This is a genomic window from Pseudophaeobacter sp., from assembly GCF_048267565.1.
Classification (GTDB): Bacteria; Pseudomonadota; Alphaproteobacteria; order Rhodobacterales; family Rhodobacteraceae; genus Pseudophaeobacter; species Pseudophaeobacter profundi.
In genome coordinates this window covers 288896-306366 of sequence record NZ_JBLWXG010000004.1, presented here as the reverse complement: position 1 = coordinate 306366, position 17471 = coordinate 288896, and the positions used below count along the sequence as shown (strand labels likewise).

15 protein-coding genes are annotated in these 17471 nt (G+C 61.7%); 9 read left to right on the top strand and 6 right to left on the bottom strand.

Annotation, left to right across the window (positions count from 1 at the left end; genetic code table 11):
- Positions 1 to 58 precede the first annotated feature (58 nt).
- The 3 genes from ACN0VH_RS12255 to murJ are packed head-to-tail and all read left to right on the top strand — an operon-like array spanning position 59 to position 5575.
- A complete protein-coding gene (locus tag ACN0VH_RS12255) occupies positions 59 to 1228 on the top strand; it encodes a penicillin-binding protein activator (protein WP_417700739.1) in 1170 nt (389 codons plus the stop codon).
- Complete coding sequence (locus tag ACN0VH_RS12250) at positions 1188 to 4022, top strand: [protein-PII] uridylyltransferase (RefSeq protein ID WP_417700738.1); 2835 nt, start codon at positions 1188 to 1190, stop codon at positions 4020 to 4022. The genes ACN0VH_RS12255 and ACN0VH_RS12250 overlap by 41 nt, the downstream gene beginning before the upstream one ends.
- The gene (murJ, locus tag ACN0VH_RS12245) at positions 4019 to 5575 is read left to right on the top strand and encodes a murein biosynthesis integral membrane protein MurJ (protein ID WP_417700737.1); all 1557 of its coding nucleotides are present in this window, start codon (positions 4019 to 4021) and stop codon (positions 5573 to 5575) included. Before ACN0VH_RS12250 ends, murJ begins: the two co-directional genes overlap by 4 nt.
- 84 nt (positions 5576 to 5659) lie before the next feature.
- On the opposite strand, the gene ACN0VH_RS12240 is transcribed toward murJ, so the two are convergent.
- A complete protein-coding gene (locus ACN0VH_RS12240) occupies positions 5660 to 6346 on the bottom strand; it encodes a rhomboid family intramembrane serine protease (protein WP_417700736.1) in 687 nt (228 codons plus the stop codon).
- Positions 6347 to 6544: 198 nt separating this feature from the next.
- Here ACN0VH_RS12240 and trpS point away from each other — a divergent pair, with 198 nt between their 5' ends.
- On the top strand, positions 6545 to 7573 hold the full coding sequence (gene trpS / locus ACN0VH_RS12235; protein WP_278923616.1) for a tryptophan--tRNA ligase: 1029 nt from the start codon (positions 6545 to 6547) through the stop codon (positions 7571 to 7573).
- Between the two features lie 66 nt (positions 7574 to 7639).
- Here trpS and ACN0VH_RS12230 read toward each other — a convergent pair whose 3' ends face one another.
- The 5 genes from ACN0VH_RS12230 to ACN0VH_RS12210 form a co-directional block, all read right to left on the bottom strand.
- Positions 7640 to 7945, bottom strand: coding sequence for a hypothetical protein (locus tag ACN0VH_RS12230; protein ID WP_417700735.1), 306 nt, complete (start codon positions 7943 to 7945; stop codon positions 7640 to 7642).
- Positions 7946 to 7949: 4 nt separating this feature from the next.
- The gene (locus tag ACN0VH_RS12225) at positions 7950 to 8357 is read right to left on the bottom strand and encodes a MerR family transcriptional regulator (protein WP_417700734.1); all 408 of its coding nucleotides are present in this window, start codon (positions 8355 to 8357) and stop codon (positions 7950 to 7952) included.
- The gene (locus tag ACN0VH_RS12220) at positions 8354 to 9301 is read right to left on the bottom strand and encodes a DnaJ C-terminal domain-containing protein (RefSeq protein WP_417700733.1); all 948 of its coding nucleotides are present in this window, start codon (positions 9299 to 9301) and stop codon (positions 8354 to 8356) included. The genes ACN0VH_RS12225 and ACN0VH_RS12220 overlap by 4 nt, the downstream gene beginning before the upstream one ends.
- A gap of 152 nt (positions 9302 to 9453) precedes the next feature.
- Complete coding sequence (locus tag ACN0VH_RS12215; RefSeq protein ID WP_417700732.1) at positions 9454 to 10833, bottom strand: Do family serine endopeptidase; 1380 nt, start codon at positions 10831 to 10833, stop codon at positions 9454 to 9456.
- Positions 10834 to 10930: 97 nt separating this feature from the next.
- The gene (locus tag ACN0VH_RS12210; protein WP_278923620.1) at positions 10931 to 11386 is read right to left on the bottom strand and encodes an Hsp20/alpha crystallin family protein; all 456 of its coding nucleotides are present in this window, start codon (positions 11384 to 11386) and stop codon (positions 10931 to 10933) included.
- Positions 11387 to 11648: 262 nt separating this feature from the next.
- Between ACN0VH_RS12210 and ACN0VH_RS12205 the strand changes: the two genes are divergently transcribed.
- From ACN0VH_RS12205 to ACN0VH_RS12185, 5 genes are all read left to right on the top strand, one after another.
- The gene (locus tag ACN0VH_RS12205; protein ID WP_417700731.1) at positions 11649 to 12197 is read left to right on the top strand and encodes a flavodoxin domain-containing protein; all 549 of its coding nucleotides are present in this window, start codon (positions 11649 to 11651) and stop codon (positions 12195 to 12197) included.
- A 79-nt stretch (positions 12198 to 12276) separates the two neighbouring features.
- Complete coding sequence (gene acsA, locus ACN0VH_RS12200; protein ID WP_417700730.1) at positions 12277 to 13968, top strand: acetate--CoA ligase; 1692 nt, start codon at positions 12277 to 12279, stop codon at positions 13966 to 13968.
- Positions 13965 to 15962, top strand: a complete 1998-nt coding sequence (gene pdhA / locus ACN0VH_RS12195) for a pyruvate dehydrogenase (acetyl-transferring) E1 component subunit alpha (RefSeq protein ID WP_417700729.1) — start codon at positions 13965 to 13967, stop codon at positions 15960 to 15962. Before acsA ends, pdhA begins: the two co-directional genes overlap by 4 nt.
- Positions 15962 to 17113 carry a dihydrolipoamide acetyltransferase family protein gene (locus ACN0VH_RS12190; RefSeq protein WP_417700728.1) on the top strand — a complete coding sequence of 384 codons (1152 nt, stop codon included), beginning with the start codon at positions 15962 to 15964 and terminating at the stop codon, positions 17111 to 17113. Before pdhA ends, ACN0VH_RS12190 begins: the two co-directional genes overlap by 1 nt.
- Complete coding sequence (locus ACN0VH_RS12185) at positions 17110 to 17355, top strand: acyl carrier protein (protein WP_278923624.1); 246 nt, start codon at positions 17110 to 17112, stop codon at positions 17353 to 17355. The genes ACN0VH_RS12190 and ACN0VH_RS12185 overlap by 4 nt, the downstream gene beginning before the upstream one ends.
- The last annotated feature ends 116 nt before the right edge of the window (positions 17356 to 17471 follow it).

Genomic DNA, 17471 nt, shown 5'->3' with positions numbered 1-17471 from the left:
ATCGCTCCCGAACCAACACGGTGCAAAGCGCCGGACGAAGGGGAGTTTCAAGTCCATTATGTTTGCTGTTTTCAAACGGGCCCGCAAGGCAACATTGTATGCCGTCACCGCTATTTCAACTTTTGCATTGGCCGCTTGCGATCCAATCGCCATGGGCGGCGGCCCAAGCATCAATACCTCTAAACCCGTCCCCGTCGCGCTGCTGGTGCCACGTGGATCGGCGCAGTCCGGGGACAGCGTTCTGGCGCAGAGCCTGGAAAACGCTGCCCGCCTGGCGATTGCCGATCTGCAGGGTGTGCAGGTCGATCTGCGCATCTATGACACCGCAGGCGACCCGACCCGCGCAGCCGCTGCCGCCACCGAGGCGGTGAAGGACGGCGCACGCATCATTCTGGGGCCGGTCTATGCCGAAGCGGCCAATGCCGCCGGGATCGCCGCTGCCAAACGCGGCGTCAATGTCCTCGCCTTTTCCAACACCACCTCCATCGCAGGGGGCAATGTCTTTATCCTGGGGCCAACCTTTGACAATACCGCCCGTCGCCTGACCAGCTATGCCAAGGCACAGGGCAAGGGCAGGATCGTGATTGCCGGGGGCAATAACGCCGCCGGGATTGCCGGGCAGACAGCAATCCGCAATGCGGCGGCGCAGTCCGGCGCGACCATCGTCAGCTCCATTGACTATGATCTGTCGCAGACCGGCGTGATCAATGCCATTCCGCAAATCCGATCAGCCACGAGCAGCGGGGCTGATGCGCTGTTCCTGACCGCGACCACGGCCGGCGCGCTGCCTCTGCTGACTCAGCTCCTCCCAGAGGCCGGTGTCAAACCCGAAGATATCCAGTATATGGGCTTGACCCGTTGGGATGTGCCGGCCCAGACCCTGGCCTTGCCCGGTGTACAGGGGAGCTGGTTTGCCATGCCCGACCCCGGCAAGGCCAAGGGCTTTCGCGACCGCTATGAAGCCACCTATGGATCGCCCCCCCATGCGATTGGCGGGCTGGCCTATGATGGCATCGCCGCGATTGGTGCCCTGGTCAGTGCCGGGAAATCAGATGCTTTGACCGCCGCAGCCCTGACCCAGGGGGCTGGTTTCCAGGGCACGGGTGGTATTTTCCGCCTGCGCGCCGATGGCACCAATGAACGCGGTTTGGCCATTGCAACGATTCAAGAACAGAAGGTAGTCATCCTTGACGCAGCCCCCAGAAGCTTCTCGGGCGCCGGATTCTGATCCAGCCCAGACACCCCAGGACGATCAGCCCGGAGGGTCTCTTCCCTCCGGGCTGATTTGCGATGCGCGGGCCATCTTTGATCTGGCCGAGATGCAGGACAAGATTGCCCAGCTGGCACAAGAAACCCCGCCCGACGCCCTGCGCAACGGCATTGTCAACATGCTGCGCACCGCCAATACCCAGGGCCGCGATCTCATCGCCGAGCACTTTGCCGAAGCGCCATTTTCGGCCCGTGCCCTGACCCGATCCTACAGCTATCTGACGGACGGGCTGGTGCTGACCGCCTTTCATGTGGCCACCACCTATCTGCACCCGGTCGGGGCGCCAACCTCATCCGAGCGGATCGCATTGATTGCGGTGGGCGGCTATGGCCGTGGTGAAATGGCACCGTTTTCCGATGTCGATCTGATGTTCCTGACCCCGTACAAGATCACCGCCTGGGCCGAGAGCGTCATTGAATCGATGCTCTATATTCTGTGGGATCTGCGTCTCAAAGTTGGCCATTCCAGCCGCACCATCAAGGATTGCCTGCGGTTGGGGGCCGAGGATTTCACCATCCGTACCGCCATGCTGGAACAGCGCTATCTTATCGGTGATCGCGCCCTTGCCGAAGAACTGGAAGAACGGCTGCGCACAGAGCTGTTCAACCGCGAAGTCACCGAATTCATCGAGGCCAAACTGGCCGAACGCGACGAGCGCCACCTGAAACAGGGAGAGCGCTATATGGTGGAGCCCAACGTCAAAGAGGGCAAAGGCGGCCTGCGCGATCTACAGTCTCTCTACTGGATTGCAAAATACGTCTACAAGGTCCAGGACGTGGCGGATCTGGTGCCGCTTGGGCTTTTTACACCGGAAGAGCTGGAAACATTTTCCACCGCCGCCAATTTCCAATGGGCGGTACGATCGCACCTGCATCTGGCCACCCGACGCGCCACCGAACAGCTGAATTTCGACCTGCAGGTCGAAGTTGCCAACCGCATGGGATACAAGGATCGCGCCGGGCGGCGCGGTGTTGAAGTCTTCATGCAGGACTATTTCCGCCACGCCACGACGGTGGGCGATCTGACCCGGATCCTGCTGACCAAGCTGGAGGCAAGCCAACAAAAACGCGCGCCGCTTCTGGAACGCATCTTCAGCCGCCGCCCCAGGGTAAAACCCGATTACCACGTGGTTAACAACCGGCTGGATCTTGCGGATCCGGATGCATTTCTGAACGATAAGCTCAACCTGTTGCGGATCTTTGAGGAAGCACTGCGCACTGGCATGTTGATCCACCCGGACGCAATGCGCCTGGTCACCGCCAACCTGCACCTGATCGACGATGACATGCGCAACGACAAGGAAGCGCGACGCATTTTCCTGGATCTGCTGCTAAAACACGGCAATCCGGAACGCGCCCTGCGCCGGATGAATGAACTGGGCGTGCTGGCCGCCTTTATCCCCGAATTTGAACCCATCGTGGCAATGATGCAGTTCAATATGTACCATTCCTATACAGTGGATGAGCACACGATTCAGGTGATTTCCAACCTCACCGCCATCGACAAAGGTGAACTGGAAGAAGAGCTGCCGCTGTCATCAGAGGTGATCCGCAAGGGCATCAACCGCAAGGTCCTGCTGGTGGCCATGCTGCTGCATGATATCGGCAAGGGCCGCGAACAGGATCACTCGATCCTGGGGGCGCAGATCGCCCGCAAGGTTGCGCCGCGCCTTGGACTGAACAAGGCCGACAGCGAAACCGTTGAATGGCTGGTGCGCAATCATCTGTTGATGTCCGATATGGCGCAGAAACGCGATATTGCCGATCCGCGTACCGTCCGCGGCTTTGCCAAGGCGGTGCAATCTGTAAAGCGGCTGGATCTGTTGCTGCTGCTCACGGTCTGTGACATTCGCGGCGTCGGCCCGGACACATGGAACAATTGGAAAGCGGCCCTGCTGCGCGCGCTCTATAACCAGACCCGCGAAGCACTGGACAACGGCATGGAGGCGCTGAACAGGGAACATCGCGGTGCGGCTGGCAAGAAAGCCCTGCGCGCGGCCCTGGCCGACTGGCCAAAGGCCCATCTGAAACGCGAAATCGGGCGGCATTATGATCCCTATTGGCAGGGGCTGCATGTCACCGCCCATGTCGATTTTGCCGAAATGCTGAAAGAGCTGGAAGCCAAGAACGATCCCGGCGGCATTGTCATTCGGCTGCACCCGGATGATGACCGAGATGCCACCCGCGCCTGTTTTGTCATGGCTGACCACCCCGGCATCTTTGCCCGCATTTCCGGTGCTTTGGCACTGGTCGGGGCCAATGTGGTCGATGCGCGCAGCTATACCACCAAAGACGGCTATGTCACCGATGCCTTTTGGATCCAAGACGCCGAGGGTCACCCCTTTGAGGCCTCGCGCCTGCCCCGGCTGAACCAGATGATCCTAAAAACCCTGAAGGGCGAGGTGATCGCCGGAGAGGCGCTGGAAACCCGCGGCAAGTTCAAGAAACGGGAACAAGCCTTCAAGGTGCCGACCCATATCACCTTTGATAACGAAGGCTCGGAAATCTACACCATCATCGAGGTCGACACCCGTGATCGCACCGGGCTGCTCTATGATCTGGCGCGCACCATGGTGGCGGCCAATGTCTATATCGCCAATGCCGTGATTGCGACCTATGGCGAACAGGTGGTTGATACCTTCTATGTCAAAGACATGTTTGGCCTGAAATACCACTCCAAGTCCAAACAGGACTTTTTGGAGCGGAAGCTGCGCGAGGCCATTTCAGAAGGCTCGAAAAAGGCACGTTCATGAAACCGGTCAGATTGTTCTCCGGCTTTGTCACAGTTGGTTTCTGGACATTGGCCAGCCGTGTTCTGGGATTTTTGCGCGAAATCCTGATCGCCGCATATATCGGCCCAGGCCCGCTGTTGGATGCCTTCGTGGTGGCCTTTCGGCTGCCCAATATGTTTCGACGCTTTTTTGCCGAGGGTGCCTTTAACGCCGCCTTTGTACCGCAGTTTTCCAAACGGTTGGAAAGCGGAGAAGACCCGCAGGGCTTTGCCCAGGATGCCTTCAATCTGCTGGGGGCTGCCGTTCTGGCGCTGGTTGGGCTGGGCATGGTCTTTATGCCCGCGCTGGTCTGGGCCACGGCCAAGGGGTTTCAGGGTGATGCCCGCTTCGACATCGCGGTTGGCTTTGGCTATATCGTCTTTCCCTATATCCTGTGCATGTCACTGGCGGCGCTGTTTTCCGGGGTGCTGAATGCCACCGGTCGCTTTGCGGCGGCAGCAGCCGCACCAGTGTTGCTCAATATCTTTGCCTGCAGCGCCATGATCCTGGCCGCCTGGATAGGTGGCTCGGTGGTGGACTGGCTGGTCTGGACCATCCCGGTGGCAGGCATTGCCCAGCTGGCCCTGGTCTGGCGTGCCAGCAGCCGCGCCGGGATTCACCTGCGCCCCGGCCTGCCCAGGGTGACCCCGGCGATGCGCCGCCTGGTACGGGTGGCCATACCTGCTGCCTTGGCCATGGGGGTAACGCAGATCAATCTGGTGGTTGGCCAGCTGGTGGCGTCGGATATTGAAAACGCGGTCAGCTGGCTGTTCATCGCGGATCGGCTGTATCAGCTGCCGCTTGGGGTCATTGGCATTGCGGTTGGCATCGTGCTGTTGCCGGACCTGGCCCGCCGGTTGCGCAATGGCGATGGCAACGGCGCGCGCAATGCCCTGTCGCGCGCTGGTGAATTCTCGCTCCTCTTTACCCTGCCCTCGGCTGTGGCCTTCATGCTGGTGCCGCTACCACTGGTTTCCGTGCTCTACCAACGTGGTGCCACCGGGCCTGAAGACGCGGCCGCCATCGCCCTGGCGGTGGCCATCTATGGCGCGGGCCTCCCGGCCTTCATTTTGCAAAAGGTGCTGCAGCCGCTGTATTTTGCCCGCGAAGACACGCGCTCGCCTTTTGCCTATGCCGTTGTGGCCATGGTGGTGAACGCTGGGCTGGCGGTGGGGCTGAAGCCCTTGGTGGGCTGGATCTCGCCTGCGATTGCCGCCTCTATGGCCGGCTGGGCAATGGTGGTCCTGCTCTGGCTGGGGACTGCGCGCATGGGCAGCGCTGCCCGGTTTGATGCCCGGTTCTACCGCTGCAGCCTGCGCATTCTTCTGGCCGCGCTGGTCATGGGCGCGCAACTGGTCCTAACCGTGCAACAGTTCAGCGCATTCTTCACCCTGCCAAGCTGGCGCTACCTCGCCCTGCTGGGCATGGTCCTAAGCGGTGCAATCACCTTCTTTATCGCCGGATACCTGCTCAAGGCCTTCAATCTGGCAGAGCTGAAAACCTCCCTGCGTCGCGGCAAACGCCAATCCGGGTAATCCAGCGCGGCGCCGGGCCCAACGGGATAAGGCCGTGTTTCACGGCCGCCATCCGGGCGGGAGCCCTTGCTCGGCGGGCAGCCACTAGTCGCGTTTGATTTTACTGCGGATCCGCGCCCAGCCGCCAGGTGCCAGAAAAAACGACAGCCCAAACCCGGTGGCAAACCCACATAGATCCGCCACCCAGTCCTGCGAGCCGCCAAACAACAGGCCAAACAACAGCTGCACCCCCATAAGAAAGGCAATCAGCGAAAAGGCGCGGCTTTGCTGTGCCCCCACCAGCGACAACTGGCGCCAAAGGATATGGGTAAAGGCCCCGATCAAGCCATAAACCGCGGGAAAACCACCGATCAACGGCGCCGCGCTGTCGATCAGCACCGCATAGCCAACCGCGCCGCCGGTGGCCGAGAGAACAAAAATGAGGACCATCGCCCAATCCCCCATGACCTCCCCCACCATCTTGCCCATGGCCAGCACAAAGACACAGACGAACAAGGCATGGGTAAAGGCCCCATGTACAAAGGCATAAGACAGAAACCGGATCAGATGTTCGGTCGGCCATTGTCCCGTCTCGACCATCCACCAGAATATTTCTGGCGAAAACGCGTAGGATTGAAAGGCCTCCAATCGCCAGCCAATCGCCTCGGGGCCGCCCAGGATACCGCGCTGCCCCAGCGAGAACACCGCTTCGATCCCCATGATCACCAGCACGAGCGCCACAACGGCGGGCGGCAGCGGATTAACCGGAGAGATATTCGTATCATTGCTCATGGATCTTGTCCTCCTTGGGTGGCCTTACCAACCCTTATTGTAACGCTCGGGCCTCGCCCCGGGACCTGTCCGGGGCCCGCCCTGGATCGGGCCCCCGATACCGTGCTGGATACCGCCTGTTGATGCTGCCTGTTGACGCTGCCGAAACCCATGGGTAAGCGACTAGGGACCATAATTCCAGACGGGAGTTACGCCCACATGAGCGACACCACCTTCACGCCGCGTGTCTTTTCCGGCATTCAGCCCTCCGGCAACCTGCACCTGGGCAATTACCTTGGCGCCCTGAAGCGTTTTGTCGACTGGCAGGCCAACGATGTCGAAAGCATCTATTGCATGGTTGACCTGCATGCGATCACCGTCTGGCAGGACCCCGCCAATCTGCGTCAGGCCACCCGTGAACTCTGCGCCGGCTTCATTGCCGCGGGTATCGACCCTGAAAAATCCATCCTGATCAACCAGAGCCAGGTGCCCGAGCACGCGCAACTGGCCTGGGTGTTCAACTGCGTTGCCCGCATGGGCTGGATGCAGCGGATGACCCAATTCAAGGACAAGGCCGGCAAGAACGCGCAAAATGCCTCGCTTGGCCTGCTGGCGTATCCCTCCTTGATGGCGGCAGATATCCTGATCTACCACGCCACCCATGTGCCAGTGGGTGAGGATCAGAAACAGCATCTGGAACTGACCCGCGACATCGCCACCAAATTCAACCACGACTATGGCGTTGATTTCTTCCCGCTGACAGAACCGGTGATCGAAGGCGCGGCCACCCGCGTGATGAGCCTGCGAGACGGCGCCAAGAAAATGTCCAAGTCCGACCCCTCTGACGCCAGCCGCATCAACATGACCGACGATGCCGAGACCATCGCCAAGAAGATCCGCAAGGCCAAGACCGATCCTGACGCGCTGCCTAGCGAGGCCAAGGGCCTGGAAGACCGGCCAGAGGCCCGAAATCTGATCAACATCTATGCCGCGCTCAACGAACAAACCGTTGATCAGGTGCTGGCCGATGTCGGGGGCAAGCAGTTTTCAGAGTTCAAGCCAATGCTGGTGGACCTGGCAGTTGCCAAACTGGCCCCCATCTCAACCGAGATGGCCCGGCTGATGCAGCACCAGGATGAGATCGACAAGATCCTGACCCGCGGCTCTGAACGCGCACGCGCCATCACCGCGCCAATCCTGCGTCAAACCTATGACATCGTCGGCATGGTGCCCCCCGTCACCATCTAAGCCTTCGGGTCTGGCACGATCAAAGCGCCCCGCCTTTAACCTGAAACAGAGGGAAGGCGGGGCGCGCTATTCGCCTTGAACGCTCAAAAGCAGCGTTATCCGGCGGCTTGCTTCTCTTTGATGAACGCGCGCTTTCGCCGTTTTGAATTTCGCATAGGCCGACTGAAATCGGAGCAAGGCCTGATCGCGCTCCTTGTGAAGACGGCGAACGGCCGACCCCGGCGCGCCAATGGTGCGGCGATATGGTGCCCGATCGACCGGAAAGAACGAACGCAATTCATTCCGTGCCTTCATCAGCCTGAAATCTGCGTCTACATAGCGACGATAGGCCACCGCCAATAGGCGATAATGTGCGGTCAGTGCTCTGTGCATCCAACTACCCTCCTTTTCCCCACGTTTCCTTGCCAGGATGACCACGGCGTTGACTTTCATCAGTTGGTCCCCCTGGTGCATTTTCACCAAACCGCGCGCGAAGGCGTGCCACAACCGCGTGCCTGACACTGTCGGGCTGATCTTCGATCACCTCCAACAAGCTGAACAAGTCACGCCGGGTCTGATGCAGCCGGTCGATCAGCGTCAGAACCACCGGTACAGCGGTTGAGGGCAGCGCCATATCCTTGCGCAAATCGCAAAGGAGGCGAATTCGCGCAACGTCGAGGTCATCATAGCGCGGCCCGGCCTCGCCTAGTGCTGGTCGCACCCATCCTTCGCGCACCCAAAGACGAAGGTCGCGGCGGGTCAGCCGACGGATCTCGGCCAGGACCATCTCCTCCGTGTGGCTCATGTCATCCTCCGCAATTCGGCCCGCGGGTCAAAACCGGCTTTGTCTCGCCAGCGGCGCGCCAGGTCTTTCAGGTCTCCATCGATATGTTTGGGCAGCACAATCTTCAGCCGAACGATCTGGTCTCCGACCTTTCCCCTGGAGCCCTTGATGCCCTTGCCGCGCAGGCGCAGGCGCTGCCCGGAAGACGCGCCCTCGGGAATTGTCACCGACACCGACCCCGACACGGTCGGCACATCAACTTTTACGCCCAGAACGGCCTCGTCGAAGGTGATTGGCAACTCCATCTCGATATCATCGCCGGACAGGCTGAACACGGGATGCGGGCGCACCGCGACGGTCACCAGCGCGTCCCCCGGTTTGCCCTGGCCGAATCCCGGTGCCCCTTTGCCGCGCAGACGCAGGGTCTGGCCGTCCTTCAGGCCCGGTGGAATGGTGATATCGATATCGTTGCCGTCCGGCATGGTAACGCGCCGTTTCGTGCCACGCGCAGCATCGAGAAAATCAACCTCAAGATGATAGCGCAGATCCTGGCCGCGGGCGTACATCTCTTGGCGAAAGCCGCCCCGCCCCTGACCACCGGTGCCGCGACCGAAGAATTGCGAGAAGATGCCTCCAAGGTCGTCCTCACCCATCCCCGTACCTGAACCGGTTCTGGGGTCATATCGGTGACCGTCTTCCCGGTCTGCATATTGGTGATAATACTGGCGTTCCGGCCTCTCCTGCCCGCTCGCGTCGATCTCGCCCGCATCAAAGCGGCGCCGCTTTTCGGGGTCAGAGAGAAGACCATAGGCGGCTGACACAGCCTTGAAACGCTCCTGCTTGGCTGCATCGTCCGGGTGCAGGTCGGGATGCAGATCCTTAACCAGCTTGCGGTAGGCTTTCTTGATTTCGTCCTGCGTCGCAGTCTTGGTCAGGCCAAGTATCTTGTAGGGATCTGAGTTCATCATTTTTTGTCGGCCGGGCGACTGTTCTGCAACCGACCGAAACCCTCCTATGCCTTATGCCGCGTGCGCGTTGCCCGCCGCACCTCAGTCTCAGGCGGCCCGAGCATTGGTCGTCAACTCCCAAGCACCCCTGTCACGCGTCCCTTGGCCGACTACGACCTTAGCACGATCAACATCGTCCGGCCATCGCGCCATATTGTCAGGGCGACAGCGCCCGGCGCTTCTTTCAACGCGCGGTCGATCTCGCGTATCGTTTCCACCGACCGCCGATTGACGGCGGTGATCACGTCGCCGACTTCAAGCCCCGCACGCGCAGCGCGGCTGCCGGGCGCGATCTCGGAGGCGACAACACCCTCGACCTCCCCCCATGCCGGGTGCGAACCGTCCAGGATCGACAGATGGACACCGGCCAGGGCGTCGGATCCGCCAGGCTCACGCTTGGTCTTCCGCAGCCCACCAGCATCGGCCAGCGCCACCTCTACCATGCGGCGCTCGCCGTCGCGCACATAAGTGATTTCAATCTCATCGCCCGGTCGGCGCAACCCGATCTTCTGGCGTAGATCGGCAGAACCCTCGACTGTTTTGCCGTCCACCGCAACGATGACGTCTCCGGCAGCAAGGCCGACATCGTCTGCGGGCATACCAGGTTCGACAGAGTTCACGATGACACCAGTCTCCGCTTCGACATCAAACGCCTCCGCCAGATCAGGCGTAAGGTCCTGGATTATAACTCCGAGACGCCCGCGCTGAACCTCGCCGAATTCGACAAGTTGATCCATGACGGCCAGCGCCATGTTGATCGGCACGGCAAAGCCGATACCAACATTGCCGCCGCCATTGGGGGCGATAATCGCCGTGTTGATGCCGACGAGATTTCCATCGAGGGTGATAAGCGCACCACCCGAATTACCGGGGTTGATCGAGGCGTCAGTCTGGATGAAGTCCTCGTAGCCCTCGGGATTGATCCCCGACCGGCCAAGCGCCGAAATTATGCCGCTGGTAACAGTCTGGCCGAGGCCAAACGGATTGCCAATGGCGACCACGAAGTCACCAACCAGCAGGTTCTCGGAATTTCCCAACGGCACCTCTGTGAGTTCACCCGCCGCAATCCTGAGCACCGCGATATCAGTGGATGGATCACGGCCAATCAAATCGGCCTCGAAAGTCCGGTTGTCGCGCAGGATGACGCGGATTTCATCCCCGTTTTCGATGACGTGATTATTGGTCAGAATGAACCCTTCACCAGCGTCGATAATGCCCCCGGAACCAGCACTCATCTGCCGCTGTGGAGGCAGCTGATCAAGCGGCGGCAAAAAGGGCTGGAAGAATGGATCACGAAAGAGGGGCGACATCTGCGCAGGCCGTTCAGAGACGACTGCAATATTGACCACCGCATCATCCACAGCATCAATCAGCGGCGCGATGGTCGGGATCCCGCGCTCATCCAGCTCTAGCGCTTCCACTTGGGCAGAAGCGGCCCCCGCAGCAACGCTAGTCGACAAGACGAAAAGAAAAGCCAGTCGGCTCAGCATGGTTGATCTCCTTTGCAAAGTCGCGTCGCCGGGGTCGCCCACGGCGGCACCTTGAGACGGGGCCGGGCGGGTTGAGCCGCGACACGTTTGCCTTGACCTAGGCCCCTGGGAGTTGCGGCAGCTTGACGGTCAGCACACCGTTCTTGAAGCTGGCCTCGGCTTTTTCGCCATCGACGCCTGGGGGCAGCGGGATCATACGATATATCGCGCCGTAGCTGCGCTCAGAGAGGTAATACCCCTTCTTCTCTTCCTGCCGCTCGACCTTCTTCTCGCCCTTCACGGTCAGCGTGTCGTCGGTGACCGTCACCTCGATGTCCGACATGTCCATACCGGGAAGTTCAATCGAGACTTCAACGCGGTCGTTCGTTTCGACCATGTCGGATTTCGCCTCTCCGCCAGCCCACGGCCAGTCAAGATCGCCCGCGCGGGCCCAAAAGCTATCGAACACGCGATTCATTTCACGCTGCAGACTGGAAATGGAGTTCTCATCGTCGGTCTTCGGTTCGGGCGCATGGTCTTTGCGCGCCCAAGGGATCAAATCTTTGATCTTCATGTCTTTCTCCTCCTTTCGGCATCCGTAGCGCGCCCAGGATCAAGATCCCGTCACTGTCATTTCCTCGGCTTGTCCTCTTCCGGGCGACCAATCACGATCTGGAGGACGCCGCCCCCTCCAGCACCTAGATGATAGCTCTCAGATGCCACGCCGCCATTGATCGCGGTCAAGGCATTCCCATCGTAGCCGCGCAACGCTGGTCTCCGATCAGATTGACAGCCGTCAATGCTGCCGGAACCGAAGCGATTTAAAGAGGAGAGTCATGAAAATTCTCGTCGCCTACGCCTCGACCGACGGTCAAACCCGCAAGATTTGCCGCGTCGCTGCGGATTGGCTTGCGGATGCGGGCCATATGGCAGAACTCCTGCCGATTGCCGATGCAGATGACATCGACCTGGCACGCTTTGATGCGGTGGTGCTGGCAGCATCGGTCCATATCGGGCACTATCAAAAGGCGCTGACGGAGTTCTGCGCCAAACGTGCCGACACTCTGTCTGCGCTGTCCAGTCTGTTCCTCTCGGTCTCGCTTGCCGCTGCGGGCCACGAAGCCGAAGACTGGCAGGGACTGGACCAAATTCTGACCAATTTCACCCTAGCCACCGGCTGGACCCCCAATCGGGTCGAACAGTTGGCGGGTGCCTATAAGCCCTCTGAATACGATGTTTTCCGCCGTTTCGTGATGCGCCGCATCCTTGCGAACAAGGATCCGTCAGCGGATCTTTCCGCTGATATCGAGTATACCGACTGGACCGCTCTCAATAGGGTTCTGGCCGATTGGACTGCATCCACGGTGGCCGACGACAGGGATTGACTCCGCGGTGCATTGATCGCCGTCAATGCGGCCTCCCCCGTCTCCCCCAAGTCTGGTCAATGAGGAGGAGCTTCCGTCGATGACCAATCGCGCGATAGACCATGATGCGGACCCTTGGGCCGAAGCCCGTGTAATGCTCGACATGCCCGGCGGTACGCTGAACATCGCCTATGAGGCGGTGGGCCGGCATGTGATACACGGGCATGGGAATGAAACGGCGATGCTCTGGCTTGGCAAAGATGGCGATCGCCAAGACCTGAGCTATGCCGAGCTGGCCCGCCAATCCTCGCGTTTCGCCAACCTCCTTGCCGCCCATGGGCTTGCGCCTGGCGACAGCGTCTTTGTGCTGCTTGGTCGCATTCCCGAGCTTTACATAGCCGCGATCGGTACGCTGAAGGCCGGCATGGTTTTCACACCGCTCTTCTCCGCCTTCGGGCCGGGCCCCATCCGCACCCGGATGGAGATCGGTGCTGCAAAGGTGCTGGTCACCACACCGGAACTCTACAAGCGCAAGATCGCGGCCTGGCGCGACAAGATTGGATCGCTGCAGCTGGTCCTGGTCACCGGTGAGGATGCCGCCGAGGGCTGCGTTGCTCTTGACTCCGCGATGGAAGCGGCATCACCCGATTTCGACACTGCCCCTACCCGGCCCGAAGATCCGGCGCTCATTCATTTCACCTCTGGCACGACGGGGCGGCCGAAGGGCGCGGTCCATGTCCATGAGGCGGTGCTCTACCACGCCTTCTCAGGGCGGCACGCGCTGGATCTGACACCGGGGACGACCTATTGGTGCACCGCCGATCCCGGCTGGGTCACCGGCACATCCTACGGCATCATCGCGCCGCTCGTTCAAAGGGTAAAGATGATCGTGGACGAGGCAGAGTTCGACCTTGATCGCTGGTACGCCACGATTGAGCGGGAAAAAGTCGAAGTCTGGTATTCCGCGCCGACCGCGATCCGGATGATGATGCGCGCGGGCGCGGATGTGGCGAAACCCTATGACTTTTCCTCGCTGAGGTTCCTCGCCAGTGTGGGAGAGCCGCTGAACCCCGAAGCGGTCATCTGGTCAGAAAAGGTCTTCGGCAAGCCGTTTCATGACAACTGGTGGCAGACCGAAACCGGCGGGATCATGATCGCCAACCTGCCCGGCATGACGGTCAAGCCCGGCGCGATGGGCAAGCCGATGCCGGGGATCGAGGCCGGGATCGTCGAACATCGGAATGGTACGCTAAAGGAACTCGGCACCGGTGAGATCGGCGAACTGGCGCTCCGGCCCGGCTGGCCCTCGATGATGCGCGCCTACCTGAACGAGCAGGCCCGCTACGACAAGTGCTTCGTGGACGGTTGGTACCTGTCGGGCGACCTCGCCACGCGAGACAAGGACGGGTATTTCTGGTTTGTCGGACGGGCAGACGACCTGATCAAGACCTCCGGCCACCTGGTTGGACCTTTTGAGGTGGAAAGCGTTTTGATCGAGCACCCTGCGGTGGCCGAAGCAGGCGTTATCGGCCTGCCGGACAAAACCGCAGGCGAGATCGTGAAGGCCTATGTCACGCTGAATCCGGGTTTCACGGCCAGCGCGGCGCTGGAGCGCGACTTGCGCGGCCACGCCCGCAAAAGGCTTGGCCCGGCGGTTTCTCCGCGCGCGGTGGTGTTCCGTGAAAACCTGCCCAAGACCCGTTCTGGCAAGATCATGCGGCGGCTGCTCAAGGCGCGGGAACTGGGTCTTCCGGAAGGTGACATTTCCACTCTGGAGGCTGATGAGAAATGAGCGCGCTCGACAAACCCAAACTTGACCGAAATCACGTTCTTGCGCTGCTCCGAGACATGATCCGCGTCCGCCGTTTTGAGGACAAATGTGCCGAGCTATACACCCAGGAAAAAATTCGTGGCTTCCTGCATCTCTATGACGGGGAGGAGGCAATTGCCGCCGGGGTCATCCCGGTGCTCACACCACAGGACCGGGTCGTCGCCACCTATCGCGAGCACGGGCACGCGCTGGTCCGCGGCGTGCCGATGACAAAAATCATGGCAGAGATGTATGGCAAGGCCGAAGGCTGCTCGGGCGGGCGCGGCGGGTCGATGCATGTTTTTGATGCCGACAGCAATTTCTACGGCGGCAACGCCATCGTGGGCGGCGGTCTGCCGCTGGCGACTGGCCTCGCGCTGGCGGACAGGATGCAGGGTGCGGACACGGTGACGTCCTGTTTCTTTGGCGAGGGCGCCGTGGCCGAGGGGGAGTTTCACGAAGCGATGAACCTGGCCGTGCTCTGGTCGCTGCCGGTGCTGTTCATCTGCGAGAACAACAGCTACGCGATGGGTTCGGCGCTGGCCCGGACCGAGTCGGAAACTGATATCCACAAGAAAGCAGCCTCCTACGGGCTGGAGGCGCGCCAGGTCGATGGCATGGACGTCGTCGCGGTGGAGGCAGCGGCGCGCAAGGCCATCGGCAAGATCCGCGAGACCGGCAAGCCGGTGTTCCTCGAGTGCAAGACCTACCGGTTCCGGCCGCATTCCATGTTTGACGCGCAGCTCTACCGTGACAAGGCCGAGATCGAGGAGTGGCGCAAGCACGGCCCGATCATCCGCTTTCAGGGCTGGCTGCTGGAAAACCACCTGATCCACGAAAGCGACATGGCCCAGATCGAAGCTGAGGCCGATGCCGAGATCGCCGGCGCCGTGGCCTTTGCCGAGGGTGCAACATGGGAGCCGGTTGATCAGCTGGCACAGCACGTGCATGGCCCCGCGCCGGAACCGCCAGAGCCAACGACACCCTCGGGTGAGCTGGTGGAAACCACCTACCGCGAGGCGGTGAAACAGGCGATCCGCGACGCAATGATCCGCGACGACAGGGTCTTCCTGATGGGCGAGGATGTGGGGGCCTATGGCGGCTGCTACGCGGTCTCGAAAGGCCTGATGGCGGAATTCGGAGAGGACCGGATCCGCGACACGCCACTGTCGGAAAGCGGGTTCACCGGCGCGGGCATCGGCGCGGCGGCAGCCGGGATGCGGCCCATCGTCGAGTTGATGACCGTCAATTTCTCGCTGCTGGCCCTTGACCAGATCATGAACACGACGGCGACGCTCCGGCACATGTCGGGCGGGCAATTCGGCGTCCCGCTGGTGATCCGCATGGCGACCGGCGCGGGCAAGCAGCTGGCGGCGCAGCATTCGCACAGTCTGGAGGGATGGTATGCCCATATTCCGGGGCTGAAGGTGCTGGCCCCCGCCACATTGGAGGACGCGCGCGGCATGTTGTGGACAGCGCTGAAAGACCCTGATCCGGTGCTGATCTTCGAGAACGTGATGCTTTACAACATGACCGGCCAGATCGACAACAACGCCGGTGCGGTCGACATCTCCAGGGCAGCTGTGCGGCGCGAGGGGCGCGAGCTGAGCCTCATCACCTATGGCGGGTCGCTATTCAAGACGTTGCAGGCGGCGGAGGCCTTGGCCGGGGACGGCATCGAGGCCGAGGTCATCGACCTGCGCAGCCTGCGCCCGCTGGATGACGCGGCGATCATGGCCTCTGTTGCCAAGACGCGCCACGCGCTGATCGTGGACGAGGGTTGGCGCAGCGGATCATTGGCCGCCGAGATCTCGGCCCGGATCATGGAGCAGGCCTTCTGGTCGCTTGATGCGCCAGTGGGGCGCGTCTGCGCGGCAGAAGTGCCGATCCCCTATCCCAAACACCTGGAAGACGCCGCGATACCGCAAGCGCCCGACATCCTGGCCGCCGCACGCGCAATGTTGGGGCGGGCCTGATGGGTATCTTCGCCATGCCGTCGCTGGGGGCCGATATGGAAGCGGGCACGCTGGTCGAGTGGCTGGTGAAACCCGGAGACGAAGTGCACCGGGGCGACGTGGTTGCAGTGGTCGAGACCCAGAAAGGCGCCATCGAGATCGAATGTTTCGAAGAGGGCAAAGTGCAGGAATTGCAGGCCGATCTGGGTGCGACCCTGCCCGTAGGTGCGCCGCTGGCGCTGATCCTTGGCCCCGGCGAGACTGCGCCGGAACCAAAGAAGCCCAAAGCGCCTGCCGTTGCCGACAAGCCGGAAGCCGCGCCCGGCCCAGCGGTTGCGGCCCCCCTGCCCCGCAGTGCTACCGCTGCCTCGCCCGCCGCGCGCCTGCGGGCCCGTGAACTGGGCATCGACCTGGCGACGGTCACCGGTAGCGGCCCGGCGGGTGCGGTTCTGCTGACAGATCTGGAGGCACCAAAGCCGGCCGCAACGAGAGGACAGACCGCCACGCCGATGGCGGAAATGCGCAGGGCCATTGCCGCGGCGATGGTGCGGTCCAAGCAGACAATCCCGCATTTCTACCTGTCAGAAACCATAGACGTGCAGCCCGCGCACGAGTGGGTGGACGCCCGGAACGCAGATCGGTTGCCCTCTGACCGGCTGCTTCTGGGGGCGCTGTTTGTGCGGGCCACGGCCTTGGCTGCCGCGAAGGTGGCGTCGGTGAACGGGCGATACGTCGACGGCGCTTTTTGCCCCTCAGACCGGGTAAACGCCGGTATCGCCGTGGCCTTGCGGGGGGGCGGCCTGGTAGCCCCGGCGCTGATCGACGCGGGCGCGATGTCCGTCGATGAAACGATGGCCGGCATGCGCGACCTGGTCCTGCGCGCACGGGCCGGGCGGCTCCGGTCCTCGGAACTGACCGACGGTAGCATCACGATTTCCAGCCTCGGCGAGACCGGGGCCGAGGCGATGGCCGGCGTTATCTTTCCGCCGCAGGTCGCGCTGGTCGGTCTGGGGGCGCCCAAGCTGCGCCCATGGGTGGTGAACGGCGCGGTTGTGCCACGGACCGTTGTCACCCTGACCCTGTCCGTCGATCACCGCGTCAGCGACGGCCGGCAGGCAGCGCGCTTCATCGCCGAATTCCAATCCCGTATCGCATCGCCGGAGACACTATGACCAAGGCAGACATTCGCACCGCTTTCATCGAGGAACTGACCGCCATCGCCCCCGACATCGACCCGGCCACCCTGGGCGAGGATGATCACCTGCAGGACGATCTGGAGCTCGACTCGATGGATGTCCTGAATCTGGTGACCGCCCTGCATCGGCGGCTGAATGTCGACATCCCGGAAACGGATTATCCGCAGATCGCCACCCTGGCGCTGGCACTGTCCTATCTGGCCGCCCGGGTGAAGTGACCAACGACGGCGCAGCCGAATTGCGGCGGAAATTGAGCGTCGTCAATGCGGTGCGGATTGTTCAGCGGGAAAGTCAAACGGCGGTTTCAGAACCCGCGAGGAACGACCCGACCTTC